Consider the following 18,486-nt stretch of genomic DNA (forward strand, 5'->3'; position numbering starts at 1 on the left):
ACAATTTTTTTTAATTAAAATGATGCATTTATACCAAAAGTAAAAGTTCTTGGTCTTGGGTAAGAGCCATAGTCAATACCTCTAGATGGTACACCTGAACCTAAATCACCGGTATTGGCAGTAACCTCTGGGTCTAAACCACTGTAATCAGTAATTAGGAAAAGGTTTTGACCTGTTAGTGAGAAACGCAAAGAATTCAATGCTCCTTCACCTGATAATGGTACGTTGTAGCCAATACTAGCATTTTGAAAACGAACGAAATCTCCTTTTTCTAAGAAACGCGTAGAAGCATCCGCAGAAGCTCCTGGGTCTTCTCCGCTGGTCAATACATTCTGAGTTACGTTTCTAGAGTTGGAAAGTGCTCCTGCCGTGAAATATGCATTTTCAGTATTGTTGTATACTGAGAAACCAAATTGACCTTGAAAGAATACAGATGCATCAAAATCTTTTACTTTTAAGTTTAAGCTTAGGCCAGTTGTAATGTCTGGTAAAGCATCTTCTCCAACAAACGTTTTGTCAGCAAAAGGGTCACCAACACCGTTTCCGTCAACATCTTGATATGTTGGCGAACCAGCACTATCAAAACCAGTAAAAATTGGCAGGTAGTAAGAATATAATGATTGTCCAGAAGCAAAACGTTGTGCAAATGCACCTGTTAAACCAGGTCCGTTAACAGCGCCAGTATCAATTAAACCGTCAAAATTCTGAACTTCATTATTGTTGTAAGCGATATTAAAATCTGCAGAGAACGTTGCATCGTCCGTTCTTACGAAATCATAAGCCAAAGCAAATTCAACCCCTTGGTTGATGATACTAGCATCAACATTCTGGAATTGGAATGGGTCAACCGCAGGTGCTGCTGGTGGAGTTTGTAAAAGAACGTCAGTTGTTTCAGTTCTATAAACATCTAAACTACCGGTTAAACGATCATTGTTGAAACCGAAATCAAAACCTGCGTTTAAGTTGAATGAAGACTCCCATTTCAAATCAGGTCTATCAGTTGCAACGATTGCAGTACCATTTGCGTTGATATCAAGGTTTTGCTGAACAGTTAAATCTGAAAATCGTTGCCTTGCTACGAAGTTACCATAACCTAAACCATCTTGATTACCAGTAATACCTGCACTTAAACGTAACTTAAGAGTAGATACATTTTCGCCGACAAAATCTTCTTCGTTCATTTTCCATGCAAAAGCACCGGAAGGGAAGTATCCATATTGGTTTTCTGGACCAAATCTTGAAGAACCATCAGCTCTCATTGTTGCTGTAAACAAGTACTTGTTATTTAAGGTGTAGTTTAATCTGGCAAAGAAAGACTGCAACTCATCTGTATTGTCAAATGAATTGGTGAATACAGAAGTAACCGGGCTGTCAAGAGTTCTTCCTAATTCTTCTTGAGCAACAACGGTTGGTAATAATCTATTGACTAATACGCCATTTGTATTAGGGGCATAATAAGCTTGTTGGTAAGAACCGGAAACAGCATTCTGTAAGTCGCTTACAGCACTTCTAAGGTCTCTGCCCATTGCATTTAAATCACTGGTTGAGTAACCTCTACCACCAGCATTAAACCCAAAAGTCTGGAAATCTTGGTAACCAAAACCTACTAAGGCCTCTAAGTTAGAGTTTTCAAACTCTTTATTGTAGTTTACCGTTGCCTCAAAGGTTTTGTTGTCTCTTTTTAAGACTCCATAGTTTCCACGACCTATATCAGTAACACCGTTAATATTGTTGATGTCTCTCGAAATCACAGAAGTATTGGTCGCTTCAGCGATATCCAAACCTGCATTTAATTTTGCAGATAGCTCTGGCGTAAAGTTATACTGAATAGAACCGTTTAATAAATATCTATCGGTATTGGTTATATTCTGTGTATTGTCTAATGCATTTTGAGGGTTAACGTTCAATCCACCAGCATTAAAATCAGAATTTGAAGGCCATGTCGGGTTTGCAGCATATGCACCACCTAAAACATCACCTGCTGCACCTGCCTGCGCACTAATTGGTGCTTGAGAATCATTGATTCTGGCAATCGACATTTGAAGGCCAAGAACTAATTTGTCATCTAAGAAACGTTGGTTAAGATTAACTCTACCTGTAATTCTTTCTAAATCAGAATTTTCAACAATACCAAATTGTTTTCCGTATCCGAACGTTGCTCTTACGTTACCACTACCATAGTTCTTAGAGTAAGAAAGGTTTTGGTTTTGAGAAGCGGTAGATCTTAAAACTACTTGTTGCCAATCTGTGTTAGCTCCAAAATTTACCGCATTTGCGTTACCACCAACAGCAGTAACACCAGATAAAAATTCAGATGGCTTTAAAAGGTCAAAAGTGTTTGCAGCTGTAGCAATACTTAAAGAACTAGAAAAGTCCCATACACCCTGGCTACTTCCTTTACCACTTTTTGTGGTAATGATAACAACGCCGTTTGCACCACGAGAACCATAAATAGCCGTTGCGGATGCATCTTTTAATATACTGATACTTTCAATATCATTAGGGTTGATAAAATTTAATGGGTTTTTAACCGCACTTTGTCCAAAACCAGTTTCACCTTGTGGAGAAGTATCGCCACCTCCTAATGGAACACCATCAACTACGAAAAGCGGATTGTTGTTAGCACGTACAGAGTTAGAACCTCTAATATTAATTTGGATTCCTGCACCAGGCTCACCACTGGTTTCCTGGATATTAACACCGGCAGTTTTACCTTGTATCAACTGTTCTGGAGAGGCAATGTTACCTCCGTTAAAATCTTCAGCTGTTACTGCGGTTACAGAGCCGGTAGCATCTTTAACCGTTGTAGTACCGTAGCCAATAATTACAACTTCTTCCAGTGCTTCAGCATCTTCTTGTAATGTGAAGTTAATTGAAGTTCTACCGTTTACTGCTACTTCTTGAGTCTTGTAGCCGATATAACTAACAATAAGTACTGCGTCTTCTCCTGCCGTCAATGTGTAATTACCGTCAAAATCAGTTTGCGTACCATTCGTTGTTCCTTTTACAAGAACACTAGCTCCTGGTAAAGGTCCACTTGCATCTGAAACTGTTCCAGATACTTCTTGTGCCTGTATAGATCCAAAGCACAAAAATGCACCTAGAATAAACAGACTTTTTAGGAATGTAATCTTCATAAATTGTTAATTTAAGTTGAGTTAATTTAATTTCAATTGTTAAAAATATGTAAAAAGGTGTATGGTCAATAGTTTACGCAACGTTAAATAATTACGAAAACGGTTTCGTGTTAATAACTTTTCATTTTTGCGGGTATAATGAATGTTATAGGGTGTTTTTATCAAATTCTTAATTAAACATAGGGTTAAATATGAATATGTGATAATAATGCAAATATATAAAAAATACTTTTTTCTATATATTTACCATTTATCGGTCTTTGCAGAACTTAACTTTTTAGAAGAAATTAAGTTCTTATCTTAAAATTTTAAATCACATTTTTATTGAAACCTAAAATAACATTGAAAGACATTGCTAGGGAGCTAGACGTATCTATTTCTACGGTATCTAAAGCTTTAAAGAATAGTAAGGAAATTAGTAAGGATACTAAAGATAGAATTAAGGCATTTGCCAAATTCTATAATTATCGTCCTAATAATATAGCTCTTAGTCTTAAAAATAGAAGAACCAAAAACATTGGTGTAGTGATACCTGATATTGTGCATCATTTTTTTACTACCGTATTCAGAGGTATAGAAAAGTATGCCAACAGTATGGGCTACAATGTAATTATTTGTATATCTGATGAATCATTTGATAAAGAGGTTATAAATATGGAAATGCTGGCCAATGGTAGTATAGACGGATTTATACTGTCATTAAGTGCAGAAACGCAGAGAAAGAACGACTTTACTCATTTAAAGGAATTATTGGATCAAGGGATACCTATTGTATTGTTTGATCGTGTTACGAAAGAGATTGCCTGTGATAAGGTAATATTGAACGATAAGGGGATATCTATAGAAGCGGTCGAACATTTTATTTCTACCGGTGCCAAAAAAATAGCTTTGGTGACAACAGAAAACTTTTTTAATGTAAGCGAAAGTAGAAAAGAGGGTTACTTGAAGGCTTTAGAGGATAATCATATTTCTATAAATGAAGATTTAATTTTGACATTGCCCCATGATCTGGACAATAGTAAGTTGATTATGGAATTTTTTAAAAATAATGAGATTGATGCGGTATTGTGTGTAAACGAGATTTTTGCTGTTCAATGTTTAAGCATTATTCAACAGTTAGGGTATAACGTTCCAAATGACATTTCTATCATAGGCTTTACCGATGGGATTTTATCCAAATACGCTTCTCCAAAACTAACTACAGTAGCGCAACATGGTGAAAGAATGGGAGAAAAAGCCGCAAAATTTTTAATAGATAGGATGGAGTCTTTGGAGATGGAGGAAGCGCCCTTTAAAACTGAAATTATCAATGCAACTTTAATTAAACGTGATTCAACTATCAATTAATAGATAAGAAAATGAAAGAAGTAGGTTTTATATTTGATTTGGACGGTGTTATTGTGGATACCGCTAAATATCATTATTTGGCATGGCGTAAGCTGGCAAACGAATTAGGTTTTGAATTTACCAAAGAACAAAATGAACTTTTTAAAGGCGTAAGTAGAAAAAGGTGTTTGGAAATTCTTTTGGATATAGGAAGTGTAAAAGCGACCCAAGAACAGTTCGATACTTGGATGATCGAAAAAAATGAAGATTATCTGGCATATATCCAAAAGATGGATGCTAGCGAGATTCTGCCAGATGTGCCTAGGGTATTGCAATATTTAAAGAATAAGAATATTCCTATCGCATTAGGTTCGGCAAGCAAAAATGCAAAGCCTATTTTAGAAAAAGTGGGTCTATTGTCCTATTTTGATAGCATTGTTGACGGTAATAGCGTTACAAAGGCCAAACCAGATCCAGAAGTGTTTTTGATAGCGGCAAATAATTTAAATGTTAAAGCAGAATCATGTGTTGTTTTTGAAGATGCTGTTGCAGGTATTCAAGCTGCCAATGCGGCGGGTATGATAGGTATAGGCATAGGAGATGTTGACATACTACATGAAGCCGATTATAATTTCAAGGATTTTACGGAAATAGACGATAGTTTTTTAGAATTGTTACTTAATAAAAATCATAAATAATAATAGAAAATATCTTTAACTCTATTATAATTTCAACTCAATAGTAAATTAATGAATCAAGATTATATAAAACCGGATAATTGGAGCATTATCGAAGAAGGATTTGACAAGGAAAATGTGAAATCTTCTGAAAGTATATTTAGTATCGGTAACGGGGCAATGGGGCAACGTGCAAATTTCGAGGAAACCTATACGGGCGAGACTTTTCAGGGAAGCTATATTGCGGGTGTTTATTATCCGGATAAAACGCGTGTAGGGTGGTGGAAAAACGGTTATCCGGAATATTTTGCAAAAGTATTGAACGCTCCTAATTGGATAGGAATTAAAATTTATTTGAACGATCAAGAATTTGATTTGGCTACCTGTAAAAAGGTTTCAAATTTTAGAAGGGAGTTAAATATGCAAGAGGGGGTGTATACCCGTAGTTTTCAAGCGGTTTCCTCTAATAATGTAGAGGTAGATATTTTTGTAAAACGATTTTTAAGTTTAGATGTTGATGAAGTTGGTGCTATTTCGTACACGGTTAAAATTTTGAATGCCGATGCCAAAGTTGTATTTGAGCCATACCTAGATAGTGGTATTACCAACGAAGATAGTAACTGGGACGATAAATTCTGGAACACTACAAATGTAACCAGTTTAGATAACCGTGCTTTTATAGAGGCACATACCATGAAAACAGAATTTAAGACCTGTACGTTTATGCAGGCTTCTTTGGAGTATGATGGAAATCAGGTTTCGGCAATGCCGTCTGTAAAGACAGATAACTTCGTATCCGTAAAATATGAGCAAAACGTAAAAGCCGATACGGCCGTTACCTTAACAAAATTCGGTGGTTATGTAGTTTCAAGAAATCATCCAAACGAAGAGTTGGTACAGGTTGCCGATCATTGCTTAAATGAAGTAAATTCTCTTGGTTTTGATGGGTTGATAAAAAAACAAATAGCCGCTTGGGCAGCTATTTGGGAAATGAGCGACATTGTAATCGATGGGGATGTTAAGGCTCAGCAAGGTATTCGTTTTAATATTTTTCAATTGAATCAAACATACCTTGGTACAGATTCAAGTTTAAATATAGGTCCTAAAGGGTTTACAGGTGAAAAATATGGTGGTAGTACCTATTGGGATACAGAAGCATATTGTATTCCTTTCTACATGGCTACAAAAGATGATAAGGTGGCCAGAAAACTTTTAAAGTATAGGTACAATCATTTAGAAAAGGCTATTGAAAACGCCAGAAAGCTAGGTTTTTCAAATGGAGCGGCATTATATCCAATGGTTACCATGAACGGAGAGGAATGTCATAACGAGTGGGAAATTACCTTTGAAGAAATACATAGGAATGGGGCTATAGCTTTCGCGATACATAATTACTATAGATATACAGGTGATTATAGTTACATACCGGAGATGGGTCTAGAAGTGCTCATTGGTATTTCTAGATTTTGGCACCAACGCGTAAACTTGTCAAAGGATAAGAACAAATATGTTATGCTTGGCGTTACAGGACCTAATGAATATGAGAACAACGTCAATAATAACTGGTATACCAACTATTTGGCAAAATGGTGTATCAATTATACGTTAACACAATTAGATAAAGTAAAAAGTGGCTATCCAGATGATTATCATAGAATAATAGGTAAAACTCAGCTTACGGATAGGGAGTGTGAAAAATGGAAGAAGGTAGCGACTAAAATGTATTTTCCGTATTCAAAAGAACACGGTGTATTTTTGCAACAAGACGGTTTTCTTGACAAAGACTTGGTAAAGGTAGATGAATTGCCAAAGTCAGAAAGACCAATTAACCAAAAATGGAGTTGGGATAGAATATTAAGGTCTCCTTATATTAAGCAAGCAGACGTATTGCAAGGTTTTTATTTTTTTGAAGAAGATTTCTCTACGGAAGACCTTGAGAGGCATTTTGATTTTTATGAACCTTTTACCGTTCATGAATCATCGTTGTCACCATGTGTGCATAGTATTCAAGCGGCTAAATTGGGTAGAATGGAGCAGGCTTATAATTTTTATCTAAGAACCTCTAGGTTAGATTTGGATGATTATAATAAGGAGGTAGAAGAAGGTTTACATATTACGTCTATGGCCGGCACATGGATGAGTATTGTTGAAGGCTTTGGTGGTATGCGGGTTATTAATGATAAATTATCCTTCAAACCTCAAATACCTGCTCAGTGGCAAGGATATTCATTTAAAGTTAATTTTAGAAATAGAATAATTAAGGTAAATGTAACTGCAAAGGAAACAACATTTGAATTAACGGGTACTGAAGAGGTGACCATTCGTGTAAACGGACAGAAAGTAGCCTTATCGCCCAATAAATTGATTACAGTATAAATAACCTTAGTTTTAATAGTATAAAATTAAAAATTGAACTGCCCCATGAATAGTAAGATTGTAATTTATCATGTATTTACCAGACTCTTTGGTAATACAAATACAAACAACAAACCTTGGGGCACTATTGAGCAGAATGGGGTTGGTAAGTTTGCCGATTTTAATAAAAAGGCACTCACAGAAATCAAAGGATTAGGTGTTACGCATATTTGGTTTACCGGTATTCCCCATCATGCGGTTATCAATGACTATACTGAAATTGGTATTGCTAACGACGATCCAGACGTGGTCAAGGGTAGGGCAGGATCACCTTACGCAGTCAAAGATTATTACAATGTTAACCCAGACCTGGCGAAAGACCCTTCAAAAAGGTTAAAAGAGTTCAAGTCTTTGGTAGATAGAACCCATAAAGCGGGTATGAAAGTAATCATAGATATTGTACCTAATCACGTAGCCAGAAAGTATGAGGGTAAAACAAATCCTAAAGGTGTTTCTGATTTTGGGTATGGAGATGATACATCGGTAGAATATCAAAAAGATAACAACTTTTATTACATCCCGGGAACGGAATTTAAAACTCCATATTGGCGAGAGGGTTATGTGCCGTTGGGTGGTAATTTGCCAAATTTTTCGTATTCAAAATTAGAAGAGATACCTGCAAAGTGGACAGGTAACGGTTCTCGCAGTCCCCAACCGGATATGAACGATTGGTATGAAACCGTAAGAATAAATTACGGGGTAAGACCAGACGGTAGATTGGATTTTGATATGTTGCCCAATGATTATGGAGAAAAGGATTGTAATGAGCATTTTGAGTTTTGGAAGAAAAGAGTAGTGCCAAGTTCTTGGAGAAAATTTAGGGATATTGCATTATATTGGTTGGCAATGGGCGTTGATGGTTTTAGGTATGATATGGCGGAAATGGTGCCGGTTGAATTTTGGAGTTTTATGAACTCATCTATCAAAAAGGAAAACCCTGATGCTTTTTTAATGGCAGAAGTTTATAATCCAGATTTATATAGAACCTACATCCACAAGGGTAAAATGGACTATTTATATGATAAGGTAGACTTTTATGATGGACTTAAACATATCATGAAAGGTTATGGTTGGTCTGATCATTTACCGGTTGTACAAAATGGTTTGCAGGATATTGAGCATCATATGCTTCACTTTTTGGAAAACCATGATGAGCAACGTATTGCTAGTCCTGAGTTTGTTGGTGATGCCGAAATTGGTAGACCGGCAATGGTTGTCTCCGCTACCATAAGTACATCTCCTACAATGATATATTTTGGTCAAGAGGTAGGAGAGCCGGCGGCGGAACATGCAGGTTTCGGTAGTCCGTCAAGAACTTCCATATTTGACTATATAGGTGTGCCGCATCACCAAAGATGGGTCAATAATAAAAAGTTTGATGGCGGCCAATCTACCCCCGAAGAAAAGGCTTTGCGAGATTTTTATAAGCGATTGTTAAACTTCACCATAACAAGTGAGGCCTTAATGGGCGCATATAGGGAGATTCATTTTTATAACAAAGAAATTACCGAAAACTATAATCACCGTGTATTGTCATATGTACGTTGGTCTCAGAATCAAAAATTAATAATAGTTTCAAACTTTGATGTAAACGACCATTTTTCGTTCGATTTGAAAATACCTGTAGATTTGGTGAATCTATGGAAATTAAAAGAAGGAATTTATCCATTGCACGATGCTCTCTATGGCCATGTAAATTCTTTACGTGTAGAAAATGGCGAAGGTCATATTTCTATTGACTTAAATCCTTTAGAATCCTTTATTTTTGAAATAAAATCATAAACCAATGCTTAAAAAAATAGCTTTAGTTATCATTTGTTTCACCATAGCATCTTGTCATATGAAAAAAGAACCTTTAGTTATTGGTCATAGAGGAGCCATGGGCCACGAAACTGAAAACACTTTGCCGTCAATTCAAAAAGCAATGGATCTGGGTGTAGATATGATAGAGATCGATGTTTTTAAAATTAAAAGTGGCGAGATCGTGGTTTTTCATGATGATAAGCTTGATAGGTTGACCAATGCCCCTGGCAATATTGAAGAATACTATATTTTTGATTTAAAGAAAGTGATCGTTGACGGTGGCCATAAAATTCCTTTGCTTCAAGATGTTTTAAAGTTGATCGACAATAAAGTAGCCTTAAATATAGAGTTAAAAGGCGCAGGTACTGCAGATAGGGTAAACCATATAATGAATGCCTATATAGAAAAAAGAAATTGGAGCGCAGATAATTTTATCATCTCTAGCTTTAATTGGGATGAACTACGTGAAATGCGTAAGTATAACCCTAATGTTGCAATTGCGGTATTGACAGAAGAAGACCCGGTTGATGCCATACCTGTGGCCAAAGAGCTGAATGCGGTAGCTATTAATCCTTATTTCAAGAATCTAGACATAGAAAAAGCTAATGAAATTAGAAATGCCGGACTTAAAATTTATACTTGGACAGTTAATGAATCTGCAGATATTAATGCTATGAAAAATATAGGTGTAGATGGAATAATCACCAACTTTCCTGAACGGATTAAATAATGTACGACGTTTTAGTAGTTGGTGGTGGGGCAGCAGGTTTTTATACTGCAATACACATTGCCGAAAAAAGGCCGAATACAAAAATTGCAATTTTGGAACGTGGCAAAGATGTTCTCACTAAAGTGAAAATTTCTGGTGGTGGCCGCTGTAATGTTACACATGCAGAATTTAATCCCGCAGATTTAAGCAAGAACTATCCAAGAGGTGAGAAAGAACTTTTAGGACCATTTCATACTTACGCAAGTGGTGATACCGTGGGCTTTTTTGAAGAAAGGGGAGTTGCCTTAAAAATTGAGGAAGATGGTAGAATGTTCCCGGTAACCAATACTTCACAAACTATTATTGATTGTTTTCTTTCAGAGGCAGATAGATTAGGTATACAGGTGAAAACACTTTGTTCTGTAACCGGTATAGAGCAAATTAAAGAGGAGAAAGAGGTAATATGGAAGGTTGCCATTGGTGATGGTCACATGTACGGTAAAAAACTTATGTTGGCATCTGGGAGTAATCCAAAAATCTGGAAGTATGTTGAAGGATTGGGGCATACTGTTGTTCCGCCCGTTCCCTCATTGTTTACGTTCAATATAAAAGATAGGCGTATAGGGAATATTCCTGGAATAGCCACCCATGCCGAGGTAAGGGTACTACCGAAAAAGAATTTTGGTAAAAATTCATTGAAATCAAAATTTGATGCGCCGGTCCTATTCTCGGACGGGCCATTATTGATAACTCATTGGGGTATGAGCGGACCAGCTATTTTAAAGTTATCTGCATGGGGCGCAAGAATATTGGAGCAATACAATTACCAATTTAAAATTCAGGTGAATTGGGTTCCGGAATATCATCAAAACGGATTGTTAGAGTTGTTTTTAAAGGTAAAGCAGGTAGAAAAGAAGACTGTTTTAAGAACTAAAGTTCTTGACATTCCCAAACGCTTATGGGCAAATTTGGTACAGGCAGCTGGTATTGATGATATGACCTGGCCAGAAGTTTCAAAGCAACACCTAACTTCATTAGCAGAACAATTGACTGCGGGCATTTTTCAAGTAAATGGTAAAAGTACTTTTAAAGAAGAGTTTGTCACTGCCGGAGGTGTAGATTTAAAGGAAATTAACTTTAAGACATACGAAAGTAAAAAGCTGGCAGGTCTATATTTTGCAGGTGAAGTTATAAATGTAGATGCCATTACCGGCGGATTCAATTTTCAAAATGCATGGACAGGTGGTTATATTGCAGCCCAAGCCGTGGTTGAGGATTTAAATTCAAATTCCCAATAATATGATAACCTATATAGCATTTCTAAGAGGTGTCAATGTAAGCGGTAGGCATAAAATTCAAATGGCCGGGTTAAAAGAATTGCTCTCCAAGCAAAAATTGGAAGACGTTAAAACGTACATACAAAGTGGTAATGTGGTATTTAGAAGTGAATTGGAAAATTCCAAAGAATTGGAAAATCTGATAGCTAAAGCGATTCAGAACCATTTTAATTTTGACGTTCCGGTCATAGTGATGACCATTTCTAAATTAAAAGAACTATTAGATCGTAATCCGTTTAAAACAGATGATGAGCATTTGCAAAAGCAAAATTACTTTGTTTTGTTAAAAGAGGTGCCAAGCGTAGAAGCTGTAGAAAAATTAAGCAAAGAGACTTTTAAAACTGAAGACTTTTTAGTTGCCAATGACTGTATTTTTTTAAAATGTACAGCAGGTTATGGTAAAGCGAAATTGAATAATAATCTTGTTGAGCGTAAGTTAAAGGTTGAGGCAACTACAAGAAATTATAGGACAATGAGTAAGATGTTAGAACTGTCCGTTTAGTTCAATTCCCATATTTTAAAATTTAGTGCCGTAGCAAAGCATACCCACAGAAAATATGGGGTCAATAGATACGCCGCAAATTTACTGACAACCTTAAACCATTTTATGGTAAGTGCCAGAACAATTAATAGCGCTATAATGATGAATAGGGCCAATAGGGGCTGTTTAAGTCCAAAAAAAACAATGCTCCACAAACCGTTTAAAAGTAATTGAAAGCCAAAATGATAAAGGCCGGTCTTGACCCACTTATGGTGAAAGCCTTTGGCCCATACCCAACCGGCAGAAATACCCATCATAATGTAAAGTACGCTCCAAACAGGGGCAAAAACCCAGTTTGGAGGATTAAAACTTGGCTTGTTCAATGTCATGTACCAAGTATTTACAGAGCTTTGTGTAACCACACTACTTAGAAACCCAATAGTTGAGCATATGAGAATTCCAATAATTACATATGTAAGTTTTCTTTTCAATTGGTTGGCGTTTAGCTCTAAAATAAGGATTTATTTTAATTGATAAGCCTAAAAACTATATTTGCACAAATTGAAAATTCAATGTCAGAAAAAGATTTTATTCCAGCCCCATATATATTATTGAAAGAAGAAGGTGAAGTGTCATATTCTTCTCCTAGTAATATTGCCTTGGTAAAATATTGGGGAAAGAAAGAAAATCAGATACCGGCAAACCCTTCTATCAGTTTTACTTTGGCTGCCTGTGTTACTAAAACTAGTGTACACTATAAAAAAAAGGATAATAAAGCTGATGAGTTTTCTTTCGATCTTTTTTTTGAGGGAGAGGCAAAAGAAGAGTTTAAGCCAAAAATCAATACATTTTTAAAGAGAATAGAGGTCTATCTACCATTTTTAAAAGAGTATCACTTCGTAATCAAAACATCAAATTCTTTTCCGCATAGCAGTGGTATTGCATCATCGGCTAGTGGTATGTCTGCTTTGGCTTTATGTTTTATGGAGATGGAAAGAACGTTTCTAAAGACTCTTTCAGAAGAGCATTTTAACCGTAAGGTTTCATTTTTGGCAAGATTAGGCTCTGGTAGTGCATGTCGCAGTATTGAAGGACCTTTGGTGCAATGGGGAGAAACATCCTCAATGGAAGGAAGCTCCAACTTATTTGGAATAAAGTATCCTTATAATGTACATGAGGTGTTTGGTAATTTTCACGACACCATTTTATTGGTAGATAAAGGTGAAAAGCAGGTAAGTAGTACGGTGGGTCATGAGTTAATGCACGGGCACCCGTTCGCTACGCAGCGGTTTGACCAAGCACATAGTAATTTAGAGAAGTTAAAGTCCATTTTATCTAAAGGAGACCTAGATTCCTTTATAAATATTGTGGAAAGTGAAGCACTTACATTGCACGCCATGATGATGACGAGCAATCCGTATTTTATATTGATGAAACCAAATACACTTTCTATAATCAATGAGATTTGGAAATTTAGAGAGGCATCTAAAACCCATATTTGCTTTACTCTAGATGCAGGAGCAAATGTTCATGTCTTATATCCTGAAAATGAAAAAGATATTGTTTTTCCGTTTATAAAAGATAAGTTAGTTTCTTATTGTCAAAATGGACAGTATATTTGTGATCGAATTGGTCTGGGCGCTAAGAAGTTGTAGTTAATTTAAGTACTATTTCTTTACAAAAAACGTTTGTAAGGAAATGGTCTGCACAATTTGTTTAACCTTTTAAGGTAAAACGTTCAACTTTATGTAGATCTTTGACTATATTTATATAAGTTTGAATGTTTGCTTAGTATTTAAAAAATGAAAGGACCCCTTTTTTATTCAAAAATTCTACTCTTTGGAGAGTATGGTATCATTAAAGATTCCAAAGGATTATCTATTCCCTACAACTTTTATAAGGGTGCTTTGAAATCCGATGCCAGCGTATCAAAAGAGGCAACAAAATCTAATAAAAGTTTAGAGTCTTTTGCTTTGTATTTGGAGGAGCTTACAACAAAAGAGCCAAGTTTGGTTTCTTTTGATCTAGACCTGCTAAAAGAAGATGTTGCAGCAGGTATGTATTTTGATAGTTCTATACCCCAAGGGTATGGTGTAGGCAGTAGTGGTGCCTTGGTAGCGGCTATTTATGATAAATATGCGCAGGATAAAATAACGGTATTAGAGAATTTAACTAGGGAAAAACTGTTGAAGCTAAAAACGATATTTGGTAAAATGGAATCATTTTTTCACGGAAAATCATCTGGTCTAGATCCATTGAACAGTTATTTAAGCCTGCCAATACTTATAAATTCTAAAGATAATATTGAATCTACTAGTATTCCTTCTCAAAATGCAGAAGGTAAAGGAGCAGTGTTTCTGTTAGATAGCGGCATTATTGGTGAAACCGCTCCAATGGTTCAGATTTTCATGGAACAAATGAAAAATGATGGTTTTAGGAGTATGTTGAAAAACCAGTTCATTAAACATACAGATGCCTGTGTAGAAGATTTTGTGAATGGCAATATTCAATCCTTGTTCGGTAATTTAAAACAACTTTCACATGTTGTTTTTGATAATTTTAAACCTATGATTCCTGCTAAATTCCATGCTTTATGGAAAAATGGAATAGACACCAATGACTATTACTTAAAGCTTTGTGGCTCAGGTGGTGGTGGTTACATATTAGGTTTTACAGAAGATTTTGAAAAAGCTAAAACTGCGTTAAAAGACTATAAATTAGAAGTAGTCTATAATTTTTAGGTAATTTTCATAAATGCTTAATAGAAGAAATAAACTCTTACTTTTAAAAGTACTGAGTCTTTTTTCAGTGGTTAGAGGTTATAATATTTTAGTTATAGCGCTAGCTCAATATTTGGCGTCTATTTATATACTTGCTCCAGAGCTTCCGGTCCGTAAAGTTGTTTTTGATATTAACCTTTTTGTTATTGTATTGGCATCTGCCTTGGTTATTGCAGGTGGTTATATTATAAATAATTTTTACGACGCAGAGAAAGACCTTATCAATAAACCACGAAAAAGTATGTTGGATCGTTTGGTAAGCCAGCGGTTTAAATTAACAACTTATTTTGTGCTAAATTTTTTGGCAGTGGTGGTCGCCAGCTATGTTTCATTTAAAGCGGTATTCTTTTTCTCATCTTACATTTTTGGGATATGGATCTATTCACATAAGTTAAAACGAATTCCATTTTTGGGAAACTTTATATCGGCTACACTGGCCATTACGCCCTTTTTTGTAGTATTTGTTTATTATAAGAATATTCAACCGGTAATTTTTGTACATGCGGTGTTTCTCTTTTTGTTGATTCTCGCACGTGAAATGGTGAAAGATTTGGAAAATATATCAGGAGATTTAGCTCAGAATTATAGAACTATACCAATAATTTATGGTGCCCGAACTTCTAAATTTTTCATTTGTACATTAATCTTTTTGACCTTAGTACCGTCCCTTTTGTTGATTTTTAAGTTTGACGTGGGTTATATGAACTATTATTTTATATTGTGTGTCATATTACTGGTATTGTTTATAGTTCTTTTATTTAAGGCAAACGCGCGGAAAGACTATGTTTGGCTGCACAACATATTAAAACTCATCATAGTTATGGGAGTTTTTGGTATTCTTTTAATAGATGTGCACCTTGTTTTAAATAGAATAGTATAGTTGTTCGTAATATGTTACATATAACTATTTGAACCGCAACGCAATTTCCTACCTTTGTACAAAATTAGTACAGTTATGAGTAGGGATGATTCTAGTAGGGGAAAAAATGCTTCAGGAAGGCAAGGGGGTAATTTCAAAAAGAAGAGCTATGCTCGTGGAAATGCGCCCATAAAGAAAAACGTAACGCCTGCGAAGCCCCAAGATCCAAATTCAATAAGATTAAATAAGTATGTGGCCAACTCTGGAGTATGTTCAAGAAGAGATGCGGATATTTATATTGCTGCCGGTAATGTAACTGTAAATGGTAAGCCTATAACTGAAATGGGTTATAAGGTTAAATTGAGCGATGAGGTAAAATTTGATGGTCAGTTATTGAATCCCGTTAAGAGAGAGTATGTGCTTTTGAACAAACCCAAGGATTTCGTTACTACGATAAGGGATGAGCGTGGCAAGAGACATGTTTCCGGGTTAATATCAAGTGCTTCTAAGTCAAAATTACTACCCGTTGATAAATTGGAAAAAGAACATACAGGTTTACTTTTGTTTACCAATGATGGTAATATGACCAAGACGTTAAAAAGCCCTATCAACGGTCTACGCAAAATATATCATTTAGTACTTGAGCAAGAATTACGAAGTGCTGATTTAAAGAAAATTCAAGAAGGGGTCGTTATAGATGAAAAAGTAGTTCGTGTACAGGATATTAGTTTCATTGCTGATGCTCCCAAAAGGGAAGTTGGTATTGAAATTTATAGTTCTAGAAATAAAATTGTAGAGCGTTTGTTTGAAACCTTAGGATATAAAATCCAAAAATTGGATAGGGTAGTTTATGGTGGTCTTACCAAAAAAGATTTACCAAGAGGGCATTGGAGATATTTGACAGAACAAGAAATCATTAATTTCAAAATGATCAAATAGTACATGCTCCTTGTCTTAATAAAGGCTATAGCATATGAAATTATTTCAGTGTACCAATTGTAAGAATACGGTTGTTTTTGAGAATAAAATTTGTTTAAACTGCGGTTTTAAACTTGGCTATTCTTCATATTATAATAAAATTGTATCATTAGATCCAATCGCCACTACATGGCAGGTTAAGGAACTGGACGGGAAGACCTATGAATATTGTGAGAACTATAAGCACACGGTCTGTAACTGGTTGGTAGACGTTTCTAGAGGTCGCAAATTCTGCCTTGCCTGTACCCTAAACAGAACAATTCCGCATCTTTTAGATGATGATAATCTAGAAAAATGGAAACATATTGAGGTTGCCAAGCATAGATTGGTATATCAATTATTACGTTTTAGACTGCCGGTAGTTAGTAAAACAGTAGATAATGAGAAAGGTTTTTGCTTTGATTTTTTAGAGAAAGATGAGCTTCCAGAAGAATCAAAAGGATTAAAAACGGGTCATGCAAATGGTGTAATTACCCTTATGATAGCGGAAGCGGACCCTGTTGTTCGCGAGCAGGTAAAACAGCAAATGGCAGAGCGGTATAGAACTTTGCTCGGTCATTTTAGACATGAGGTGGGACATTATTATTGGGATTTGCTAATTCGTGATAATCCGGAGGTTTTAGCGGATTTTAGGAGCATTTTTGGTGATGAATCTCAATCGTATGCAGATGCATTGACCACCCATTATAATAATGGTCCAAAGGCAAATTGGCAACAAAGTTTTATAAGTAAATATGCATCATCCCACCCTTGGGAAGATTGGGCAGAAACGTGGTCCCATTACTTGCACTTGACTGATGTATTGGAAACCGCCTATAATTTCGGTCTCAAATCAAATCCTAAAATAATTGCTAAGAAAAGCCTGAAAATGAATGCTGCTTTTGATCCATATACCGTTACTGATTTTAGTAGAATAATGGAAACAGGTATACCCCTTTTATTTACACTTAATAGTATGAACCGTTCTTTGGGAGAAGACGATCCCTATCCGTTTATAATCTCAAAACCTGTAGAGAAAAAATTAGAGTTCATTCATAAATTGTTGAAAGGTATTTAATCTCTACTAAACCCTTGCCCAAAACGATAGGTAGCAATAATACCATGGGTGTTTCCTAATGTAGAATTGTTAGTGGCTACATTATAACTATAAATTGCCCTTATATTTTTAAACAAGTATACACCGGCCAGTAAATTTATTGATGAGTTGGACCTATAGCCTGTACCTAATTCAAAACGATTTTTAAAGCTTACGGCTATATTCATATCTATTTGAAAGGGCGCGCCATTTTCATATTTCAGCAATAAGTTGGGCTTTATCATTAGTTCTTCAAATTTATTGGAGAAAAAACGATAGCCTAAATATCCGTAATAGGGAACATTTATTTCTACATTATCATCTGAAACGAGCATGTCGCCAATTACGTTAGGTGTTGAAAACCCTACATAAATGTCTGCCAGGTTCAATAAAAATCCCAAGCCTATTGTTGGTACTGTAGCATTAATGTTCATTGCAAAATTAGGATCATCCATTATTCCTAATTCCAATAAGTTATCTTGATATTGTTGTACTCCAGGTGAAATGGAAAATGATAATGAATTAGGAGTATAGATTTGCCAGTAGGGCCTATTCTTTTTTGTATCAAAGAAAATTTTATAGGAGTATGTGGCAAAAGCACTAGTTGAGGTGGTTACACCAATTTCATCTCTTATTAATCCTGCTCCTAAACCTATTTTACCTCGATTTAAAGGCGTGTGAAAACTTAATGCAAAGCTTTTGGGACTACCCTCAATTTGGTTAAAGGTGCCCGTGTTGCTAATGCCTATTTCTGCACTTGGAGCCAACCCGGCAAATGCCGAGTTAATTAAGTACGGATTGTAATTATATTCCGAAAAAGTAGGGGTTTGTTGTGCCGTGCCTTTGTTGATCAAGGCAAAGCTTACTAACGCCATTAAAGCGATGTTCTTATATAAATTTTGCATGTTT

Annotated in this window: 15 protein-coding genes; 12 read left to right on the top strand and 3 right to left on the bottom strand. The window is 35.7% G+C overall.

From position 1 onward, the window contains the following. Positions 1 to 14 precede the first annotated feature (14 nt). Positions 15 to 3,137, bottom strand: coding sequence for a SusC/RagA family TonB-linked outer membrane protein (locus PXC01_RS03510; RefSeq protein WP_276470987.1), 3,123 nt, complete (start codon positions 3,135 to 3,137; stop codon positions 15 to 17). 324 nt (positions 3,138 to 3,461) lie between these two features. Between PXC01_RS03510 and PXC01_RS03515 the strand changes: the two genes are divergently transcribed. Genes PXC01_RS03515 through PXC01_RS03545 form a run of 7 tightly spaced genes read left to right on the top strand, consistent with a single transcriptional unit; the run spans position 3,462 to position 11,906 of the window. Beyond that, a complete protein-coding gene (locus PXC01_RS03515) occupies positions 3,462 to 4,484 on the top strand; it encodes a LacI family DNA-binding transcriptional regulator (RefSeq protein WP_276470988.1) in 1,023 nt (340 codons plus the stop codon). An 11-nt stretch (positions 4,485 to 4,495) separates the two neighbouring features. Beyond that, entirely contained in the window at positions 4,496 to 5,161 is a 666-nt protein-coding gene (gene pgmB / locus PXC01_RS03520; RefSeq protein ID WP_276470989.1) for a beta-phosphoglucomutase, read from the top strand. Positions 5,162 to 5,212: 51 nt separating this feature from the next. Continuing rightward, positions 5,213 to 7,516 carry a glycoside hydrolase family 65 protein gene (locus PXC01_RS03525; RefSeq protein WP_276470990.1) on the top strand — a complete coding sequence of 768 codons (2,304 nt, stop codon included), beginning with the start codon at positions 5,213 to 5,215 and terminating at the stop codon, positions 7,514 to 7,516. A gap of 45 nt (positions 7,517 to 7,561) precedes the next feature. Continuing rightward, a complete protein-coding gene (locus PXC01_RS03530; RefSeq protein ID WP_276470991.1) occupies positions 7,562 to 9,337 on the top strand; it encodes an alpha-amylase family protein in 1,776 nt (591 codons plus the stop codon). A gap of 4 nt (positions 9,338 to 9,341) precedes the next feature. Beyond that, complete coding sequence (locus tag PXC01_RS03535; RefSeq protein ID WP_276470992.1) at positions 9,342 to 10,088, top strand: glycerophosphodiester phosphodiesterase; 747 nt, start codon at positions 9,342 to 9,344, stop codon at positions 10,086 to 10,088. Then, positions 10,088 to 11,365 carry a BaiN/RdsA family NAD(P)/FAD-dependent oxidoreductase gene (locus PXC01_RS03540; RefSeq protein WP_276470993.1) on the top strand — a complete coding sequence of 426 codons (1,278 nt, stop codon included), beginning with the start codon at positions 10,088 to 10,090 and terminating at the stop codon, positions 11,363 to 11,365. The genes PXC01_RS03535 and PXC01_RS03540 overlap by 1 nt, the downstream gene beginning before the upstream one ends. Position 11,366: 1 nt before the next feature. Continuing rightward, positions 11,367 to 11,906, top strand: a complete 540-nt coding sequence (locus PXC01_RS03545; RefSeq protein ID WP_276470994.1) for a DUF1697 domain-containing protein — start codon at positions 11,367 to 11,369, stop codon at positions 11,904 to 11,906. Here PXC01_RS03545 and PXC01_RS03550 read toward each other — a convergent pair. Beyond that, positions 11,903 to 12,376 (bottom strand): TspO/MBR family protein, encoded by a 474-nt coding sequence (locus PXC01_RS03550; protein ID WP_276470995.1) that lies wholly within the window; start codon positions 12,374 to 12,376, stop codon positions 11,903 to 11,905. The two genes, PXC01_RS03545 and PXC01_RS03550, sit on opposite strands and share 4 nt — an antisense overlap. A gap of 81 nt (positions 12,377 to 12,457) precedes the next feature. On the opposite strand from PXC01_RS03550, the gene PXC01_RS03555 reads away from it, so the two are divergent. From PXC01_RS03555 to PXC01_RS03575, 5 genes are all read left to right on the top strand, one after another. Then, positions 12,458 to 13,540: a diphosphomevalonate decarboxylase gene (locus PXC01_RS03555; RefSeq protein WP_276470996.1), complete on the top strand. Its 1,083-nt coding sequence runs from the start codon at positions 12,458 to 12,460 to the stop codon at positions 13,538 to 13,540. 147 nt (positions 13,541 to 13,687) lie between these two features. Continuing rightward, entirely contained in the window at positions 13,688 to 14,626 is a 939-nt protein-coding gene (locus tag PXC01_RS03560) for a mevalonate kinase family protein (RefSeq protein ID WP_276470997.1), read from the top strand. A 13-nt stretch (positions 14,627 to 14,639) separates the two neighbouring features. Then, on the top strand, positions 14,640 to 15,545 hold the full coding sequence (locus PXC01_RS03565) for a geranylgeranylglycerol-phosphate geranylgeranyltransferase (RefSeq protein ID WP_276470998.1): 906 nt from the start codon (positions 14,640 to 14,642) through the stop codon (positions 15,543 to 15,545). A gap of 75 nt (positions 15,546 to 15,620) precedes the next feature. Beyond that, the gene (locus PXC01_RS03570; RefSeq protein WP_276470999.1) at positions 15,621 to 16,463 is read left to right on the top strand and encodes a pseudouridine synthase; all 843 of its coding nucleotides are present in this window, start codon (positions 15,621 to 15,623) and stop codon (positions 16,461 to 16,463) included. Positions 16,464 to 16,497: 34 nt separating this feature from the next. Further along, positions 16,498 to 17,559, top strand: a complete 1,062-nt coding sequence (locus tag PXC01_RS03575; RefSeq protein WP_276471000.1) for a zinc-binding metallopeptidase family protein — start codon at positions 16,498 to 16,500, stop codon at positions 17,557 to 17,559. Here the strand turns inward: PXC01_RS03575 and PXC01_RS03580 are convergent. Further along, positions 17,556 to 18,482 carry a PorP/SprF family type IX secretion system membrane protein gene (locus PXC01_RS03580; RefSeq protein ID WP_276471001.1) on the bottom strand — a complete coding sequence of 309 codons (927 nt, stop codon included), beginning with the start codon at positions 18,480 to 18,482 and terminating at the stop codon, positions 17,556 to 17,558. The two genes, PXC01_RS03575 and PXC01_RS03580, sit on opposite strands and share 4 nt — an antisense overlap. Between the last annotated feature and the right edge of the window lie 4 nt (positions 18,483 to 18,486).

The organism is Maribacter huludaoensis (assembly GCF_029350945.1).
Classification (GTDB): domain Bacteria; phylum Bacteroidota; class Bacteroidia; order Flavobacteriales; family Flavobacteriaceae; genus Maribacter; species Maribacter huludaoensis.

Coding starts and splice junctions, on each gene's coding strand:
- PXC01_RS03510 (WP_276470987.1), bottom strand. CDS start 3,137: ATGAAGATTACATTCCTAAAAAGTCTGTTTATTCTAGGTGCATTTTTG.
- pgmB (WP_276470989.1), top strand. CDS start 4,496: ATGAAAGAAGTAGGTTTTATATTTGATTTGGACGGTGTTATTGTGGAT.
- PXC01_RS03525 (WP_276470990.1), top strand. CDS start 5,213: ATGAATCAAGATTATATAAAACCGGATAATTGGAGCATTATCGAAGAA.
- PXC01_RS03530 (WP_276470991.1), top strand. CDS start 7,562: ATGAATAGTAAGATTGTAATTTATCATGTATTTACCAGACTCTTTGGT.
- PXC01_RS03535 (WP_276470992.1), top strand. CDS start 9,342: ATGCTTAAAAAAATAGCTTTAGTTATCATTTGTTTCACCATAGCATCT.
- PXC01_RS03540 (WP_276470993.1), top strand. CDS start 10,088: ATGTACGACGTTTTAGTAGTTGGTGGTGGGGCAGCAGGTTTTTATACT.
- PXC01_RS03545 (WP_276470994.1), top strand. CDS start 11,367: ATGATAACCTATATAGCATTTCTAAGAGGTGTCAATGTAAGCGGTAGG.
- PXC01_RS03555 (WP_276470996.1), top strand. CDS start 12,458: ATGTCAGAAAAAGATTTTATTCCAGCCCCATATATATTATTGAAAGAA.
- PXC01_RS03560 (WP_276470997.1), top strand. CDS start 13,688: ATGAAAGGACCCCTTTTTTATTCAAAAATTCTACTCTTTGGAGAGTAT.
- PXC01_RS03565 (WP_276470998.1), top strand. CDS start 14,640: ATGCTTAATAGAAGAAATAAACTCTTACTTTTAAAAGTACTGAGTCTT.
- PXC01_RS03570 (WP_276470999.1), top strand. CDS start 15,621: ATGAGTAGGGATGATTCTAGTAGGGGAAAAAATGCTTCAGGAAGGCAA.
- PXC01_RS03575 (WP_276471000.1), top strand. CDS start 16,498: ATGAAATTATTTCAGTGTACCAATTGTAAGAATACGGTTGTTTTTGAG.
- PXC01_RS03580 (WP_276471001.1), bottom strand. CDS start 18,482: ATGCAAAATTTATATAAGAACATCGCTTTAATGGCGTTAGTAAGCTTT.